At 62.7% G+C, this 5,958-nt stretch carries 5 protein-coding genes; 4 read left to right on the top strand and 1 reads right to left on the bottom strand.

Annotated elements, in window-relative coordinates; translation table 11 throughout:
• Positions 1–280: 280 nt before the first annotated feature.
• On the bottom strand, positions 281–1,180 hold the full coding sequence (locus tag ACH107_RS29340) for a hydrogen peroxide-inducible genes activator (RefSeq protein WP_412509252.1): 900 nt from the start codon (positions 1,178–1,180) through the stop codon (positions 281–283).
• 178 nt (positions 1,181–1,358) lie between these two features.
• Here ACH107_RS29340 and katG point away from each other — a divergent pair, with 178 nt between their 5' ends.
• The 4 genes from katG (at position 1,359) to ACH107_RS29320 (ending at position 5,595) form a co-directional block, all read left to right on the top strand.
• The gene (gene katG / locus ACH107_RS29335) at positions 1,359–3,536 is read left to right on the top strand and encodes a catalase/peroxidase HPI (RefSeq protein WP_412509251.1); all 2,178 of its coding nucleotides are present in this window, start codon (positions 1,359–1,361) and stop codon (positions 3,534–3,536) included.
• 169 nt (positions 3,537–3,705) lie between these two features.
• Positions 3,706–4,248 carry a sigma-70 family RNA polymerase sigma factor gene (locus tag ACH107_RS29330; RefSeq protein WP_412509250.1) on the top strand — a complete coding sequence of 181 codons (543 nt, stop codon included), beginning with the start codon at positions 3,706–3,708 and terminating at the stop codon, positions 4,246–4,248.
• Entirely contained in the window at positions 4,245–4,946 is a 702-nt protein-coding gene (locus ACH107_RS29325; RefSeq protein ID WP_412509249.1) for an anti-sigma factor domain-containing protein, read from the top strand. Before ACH107_RS29330 ends, ACH107_RS29325 begins: the two co-directional genes overlap by 4 nt.
• Positions 4,947–5,043: 97 nt before the next feature.
• A complete protein-coding gene (locus tag ACH107_RS29320; RefSeq protein ID WP_412509248.1) occupies positions 5,044–5,595 on the top strand; it encodes a fasciclin domain-containing protein in 552 nt (183 codons plus the stop codon).
• Positions 5,596–5,958 lie beyond the last annotated feature (363 nt).

Raw genomic sequence — 5,958 nt, 5'->3', positions numbered from 1 at the left:
ATGATCTGCTCTTCTGTATATCTCGTTCGCTTCATTGTCCGTCCCTTCGTTTGGGTCGGATTCTAATTCCAAATGGAGGAAAAATCCCGTGGCAGGTCACGCTTACAAAAAGACTGGAGATGACCAACCCTCTACCCAGATCGAAGCCGGAAATCTCTCGCCAAGGACGGTAGGAGGTTAGAAGGTATAATTGGCAGTTCTCACCTGAGTGACACATTGGCCAAGCAGCGCCGTGCCTTCGGGCACCAGCGGCGGGTTGAACTGGTCGCGGTTCCGCGCGTCAGGAGGCCCCGGGGCGTTCCATTTTTCCGAGCATTCGGGCGATTTCGGAAAATTGCGGGGCGAGCGGGCTGCTATTGCGCCACACCATGCCAACCGTCCGTTTCGGCCGCTGCCCGGTCAGGTGCCCCACCGACACCGCGGCTGAACGGGTTTCTGTCGGCACCGCCATCTCGGGAATAAGTGTCACCCCGATCCCGGCTCCGACCATCTGCACCAATGTCGAAAGCGAACTGCCTTCCATCAGGTCGCGCGTCGACAATACTGACGGGCTGCAGAACGACAGCGCCTGTTCGCGGAAGCAATGCCCCTCCTCCAGCAGCAGAAGCCGCATTTCGCGCAGGCTGTCGGTGTTGGGCACAGGCCGATCGGCATCAGCCATCGGCCGCACGAGTACGAATTTTTCCTCGAACAGCGGCTCCTCGTGCAGCGATTTTTCCGACACGGGCAGCGCCACGACGGCGAAGTCCAGCCGCCCCTCGCGCAGATCGCGTATCAAGACCTGCGTGATCGCTTCACGTGGTCGAATGTCGAGTTCGGGGTTCAACGCCCCCAGTTCCTTGATGATGCTCGGCAACAGGTACGGCGCGATCGTCGGGATGACGCCGATCCGCAAGCGGCCCGTCAACGGACCGAGCGCGGCGCGCGCAAGATCGTCCAGCTCGTCCACCGCCCGCAGGATGTCACGGGCACGGTCCGCAAGTGCCTCGCCCAGACCGCTGAGACGGGTCTGCCGCGCGCCCCTTTCTATCAGGGGCGCGCCAAGCAAGGCCTCCAGCTCCTTGATCTGCACCGAAAGGGCGGGCTGCGAGATACCGCACGCCTCGGCGGCGAGCCGGAAATGACCATACCGTGCCAGCGCCTCGAAATAGCGAAGGTGCTTCATCGTGAGGTTATTCATAACCCTGAATTAACTCCGCGATTAGAAATTCCAAATTTCACTAATCTAAAAACATGTTATAAGCAATGTGTGACAACGGCACAGGATTCGACGGCCGCCCGCTAAAATGGCACACCGCACGCTCACCATCCGACCGTTGTAAAAATTCAGGCCAATGACATAGCAGAGGAGAGCCGTCATGGACGGAAACGATATCAAGACAGGGGGCAAGTGCCCCGTGATGCATGGCGGAAACACCGCCACCGAAAAGGATGTCATGAATTGGTGGCCCAATGCCCTGAACCTCGACATTCTCCACCAGCATGACAGCAAGACGAACCCGATGGGCGAGTCTTTCGATTATCGCGAGGAACTCGAGAAGCTCGATGTCGATGGCCTCAAGAAAGACCTCGAAGCCCTGATGACGGACAGCCAGGACTGGTGGCCGGCGGATTGGGGTCATTACGGTGGCCTGATGATCCGCATGGCATGGCACGCCGCGGGATCGTACCGTATCGCAGACGGTCGTGGTGGCGGCGGGACCGGCAACCAGCGCTTTGCCCCGCTCAACTCGTGGCCCGACAATACCAATCTGGACAAGGCGCGACGCCTGCTGTGGCCGATCAAGAAGAAATACGGCAACAAGATCAGCTGGGCCGACCTGATCCTGCTTGCCGGAAACGTGGCGTATGAATCCATGGGGTTCAAAACCTTCGGCTTCTCGTTCGGCCGCGAGGACATCTGGCATCCCGAGACGGACATCTACTGGGGCGCGGAAAAGGAATGGCTGGCCCCGTCGGACGAGCGTTACGGCGATGTCAGCGACCCGTCGACCATGGAAAACCCGCTTGCAGCGGTGCAGATGGGGCTGATCTACGTCAATCCCGAGGGCGTGAACGGCAACCCTGATCCCCTCAAGACGGGCCAGCAGGTGCGTGAAACATTCGCGCGGATGGCCATGAACGACGAGGAAACCGTCGCGCTGACGGCCGGCGGGCATACCGTCGGCAAGTGTCACGGCAACGGCGACGCCGCCGAGTTGGGTCCCGACCCGGAATCCGCGGACGTCCACGAGCAGGGGCTTGGCTGGAACAACCACACGAGCCGCGGCGTCGGGCGCGATACCGTCACGAGCGGGATCGAGGGGGCCTGGACCACCCACCCGACGAAATGGGACAACGGGTATTTCCACCTGCTGCTGAACTACGAGTGGGAGCTCAAGAAAAGCCCTGCCGGCGCATGGCAGTGGGAGCCCGTGGACATCAAGGAAGAAGACAAGCCCGTCGATGTCGAGGATCCGTCGATCCGCTACAACCCCATCATGACCGATGCGGACATGGCGATGAAAATGGATCCCGCCTACCGCAAGATTTCCGAGCGGTTCTACAACAACCCCGAGGCGTTCGACGACGCGTTCGCGCGGGCCTGGTTCAAGCTCACGCACCGCGACATGGGCCCCAAGGCGCGGTACTTCGGCCCCGAAGTCCCCGACGAGGACCTGATCTGGCAAGACCCGGTGCCGGCGGGCGCGAGCGATTACGACGTTGACGCTGTCAAGGCGAAAATCGCCGCGAGCGGTCTTTCCGTCGCCGACATGGTCGCCACCGCGTGGGACAGCGCCCGCACCTTCCGGCAGTCCGACCTGCGGGGCGGGGCCAACGGCGCGCGCATCCGCCTTGCCCCGCAGAAAGACTGGGAAGGCAACGAGCCGGAACGCCTTGCGCGGGTGCTCGGCGTCCTCGAAGGTATCGCCGCGGAAACGGGCGCCAGCGTGGCTGACGTCATCGTGCTGGCCGGCAATGTCGGCATCGAGCAGGCGGCGAAGGCGGCGGGCCACGACATCGAAGTGCCGTTCGCGCCGGGCCGCGGCGACGCGACCGAAGAGATGACCGATGCCGACTCCTTTGACGTGCTGGAGCCGGTGGCGGATGGCTACCGCAACTGGATGAAGAAGGATTACATCGTCAGCGCCGAAGAGCTGATGCTGGACCGCACGCAACTCATGGGGCTCACTGCACATGAAATGACCGCGCTCGTCGGTGGCATGCGCGTGCTGGGCACCAACCACGGCGGCACCACCCACGGCGTGCTGACCGACCGTGTCGGCGCCCTGACGAACGATTTCTTCGTCAACCTGACGGACATGTCGTATCGGTGGGTTCCCGCCGACGGCGGCATCTACGAAATCCGCGACCGCAAGACCGATACGGTCAAGTGGACAGCGACCCGCATCGATCTGGTCTTCGGGTCCAACTCGATCCTGCGCTCCTATGCGGAAGTCTACGCACAGGACGACAACGCCGCGAAATTCCTCGACGATTTCGTTGCCGCATGGACCAAGGTCATGAACGCGGATCGTTTCGACCTCGCCGCGTGACGACACGGCCATCCCCGCGCCTGCGCGGGGATGGCCATCTTTCAGTCCATAGTACCTTTTGTCATTTCAATGCTTCCGATCGCGCGATTTGCGGCTGACCCGGTGTTTCTTCTGGCATGACACCAATAGCGCCTTTACGTTTTTTGTGCGTGAGCAGTTTTGAGGACAGATGTCGAAACGCGATGAAATCGAAGCCATGATCGCGCGCGTTGCCATCGGTGACAAAAATGCCTTCCGCCAAGTTTATTCAGATACTTCGGCGAAACTTTTTGGCATCATCCTGCGTATCTTGGACGACCGATCCGAAGCGGAGGACGTCCTGCAGGAAGTTTTCGTAAAAGTCTGGCACAACGCGGGCAAATATCAGGCAAACGGCTTCAGCCCGATGACATGGCTGATCGCGATCGCACGCAATGCCGCCATAGACCGCAAGCGCCGGCATGGCACGAAGACGGCGGCGGCGGAACTGGACGACTCTCTGCCGGATGGCGGGCCGGGGCCCGAAGAGAAGGCGGTCCAGGCGTCCGAGCGCGCAAGGCTGGATGCCTGTTTCGAAGAACTTGAAGAAAGGCGGGCCGACGCGGTTCGCCGGGCGTATCTCGAAGGCGAAAGCTATGCCGAACTGGCCGCCCATTTCGAGGTGCCCCTGAACACGATGAAGACGTGGCTGCGGCGCTGTCTGCTGAGCCTGAGGGAGTGTCTGACGCGATGAGCGATCAGGAACATCCGGACCGCGACGACGATGTCGTTCTCGCAGGGGAATACGCCCTCGGCCTGCTCACGCCCGAGGAGGCGACCGTGTTCGAGGAGCGTCTGGCCAATGAGCCGGACCTGCGCCAGCTCCATGCCCAGTGGGCCGAGGATTTTACCGCGCTCGCCGAAGAGGTCTCACCTGTTACCCCGCCGTCGCGGGTGCGCAAGAAACTGGAAAACAGGCTATTTCAGAAGGCGGGGCAGAGCTTCTGGCAGCGGTTGGCGAGAAGCCGCCTGGCGGGCGCGGCCACGGCGGCCGCTCTTGCCCTCGTGGCTCTCGTCCTCGTGGATCTGCCATCAACCGGGCCCATGCCGCCTGATGACCCCGTCTATCACGCAGATATCGTGTCCGAGGATGGCAACCTCGTTGTCGCGGCCGGGTACGACGACACCAATGGAGAGCTTTACGTCGAGCGGTCCCAAGGCGCGGCGCGGCCGGGCCGGGCGCTGGAACTCTGGCTGATCGCGGGTGACAAGCCGCCCGTCTCGCTCGGGGTGCTGCCCGAGACCGAGCGCGCCCGCCTGCCGGTTGAGCCCGATCTGAGGACGGCGCTCGACGGCGGCGTCTTTGCCATTTCGGACGAACCTCCCGGCGGGTCGCCCAAAGGTGCCCCCACAGGTGATGTTCTGGCGGTCGGAGAGATCACGCGCCTGTGACTGGTTCCTGCGAAAATTCCTGAAACCATTGGCGTCCTGTTTGCGTGGCTTCGGCGGGTATCATGCAACAACGCATGGCCAAAACTGGAGGTAAACCATGTTCAGGACTTCATTTTTCGCTGCCGCCGTTATCGGGCTGGCATCCGGGGCAACGGCTGGTGACAACCCGATGGTCGGCGGGGCGCCAATGTATGCGGACAGGAACATCGTCGAAAATGCCGTCAACTCGGCGGATCACGAAACGCTTGTCGCCGCGGTCAAGGCGGCGGGCCTTGCCGAAACACTGATGGGCGACGGGCCGTTCACCGTCTTCGCGCCGACCGATGCCGCCTTCGGGTTGTTGAAGGAAGGTACGGTCGAGGCGCTGCTGCAACCGGCGGCGCAGGATCAGTTGAAAAATATTCTTCTGTGTCATGTGGTTGGCGCGGACGCGATGTCGGGTGCGATCAAGTCGATGATCGACGACGACGGCGGGGCACACCCCGTTCAGACCCTTGGCAGTTGCACGATCGAAGCCACCTATGACGGTGACGATATCATGCTGGAGGACGAACGCGGCCGGATGATCAACGTGACGATCGCCGATGTCGAGCAATCCAACGGCGTCATCCACGTGGTGGACCGCCTGATCCTGCCGCCTCAGGGCTGACACCGGGCGCGGTTGAAAAGGCGCCTACGCCCCTCACTGCATCGCGGCGGTATCGCGTCGGTATCGCCGCGGTGCGCAAACCCGGCCCGTCTCAGGCCTCGCGCGGCGCGCGACGGCCGGTGAAAGTGGGCCAAGGTGCGCCCGTGCAGGGCGCGGCGCCGCCAGTCCAAAGACCGCCGATGGAAAGCATCAACGTCACCCGAAGCCGGCCGGCACGGCCGCGCCTCGGCCGGCAAGTTGATCAGCAGTGTTCTGCCCGCCGCGCCGGCGCTGGCGCCTTCTCCCGGTGCGTGTGGTGCCGCATCCACCGGGGATCGGGACGGCCCCCGCCCCGACGAGCCACCTATGCCGCGTCGTCGCCCC

The organism is Roseovarius halophilus (ex Wu et al. 2025) (assembly GCF_047086965.1).
The sequence above is the reverse complement of the archived record's forward strand: the minus strand, read 5'-3'. Positions and strand labels throughout refer to the sequence as shown.

What these genes read in the sequence shown, in the direction of transcription:
- ACH107_RS29320 (WP_412509248.1), top strand. Translation starts at nt 5,044, where the DNA reads ATGTTCAGGACTTCATTTTTCGCTGCCGCCGTTATCGGGCTGGCATCC.
- ACH107_RS29340 (WP_412509252.1), bottom strand. Translation starts at nt 1,180, where the DNA reads ATGAATAACCTCACGATGAAGCACCTTCGCTATTTCGAGGCGCTGGCA.
- katG (WP_412509251.1), top strand. Translation starts at nt 1,359, where the DNA reads ATGGACGGAAACGATATCAAGACAGGGGGCAAGTGCCCCGTGATGCAT.
- ACH107_RS29330 (WP_412509250.1), top strand. Translation starts at nt 3,706, where the DNA reads ATGTCGAAACGCGATGAAATCGAAGCCATGATCGCGCGCGTTGCCATC.
- ACH107_RS29325 (WP_412509249.1), top strand. Translation starts at nt 4,245, where the DNA reads ATGAGCGATCAGGAACATCCGGACCGCGACGACGATGTCGTTCTCGCA.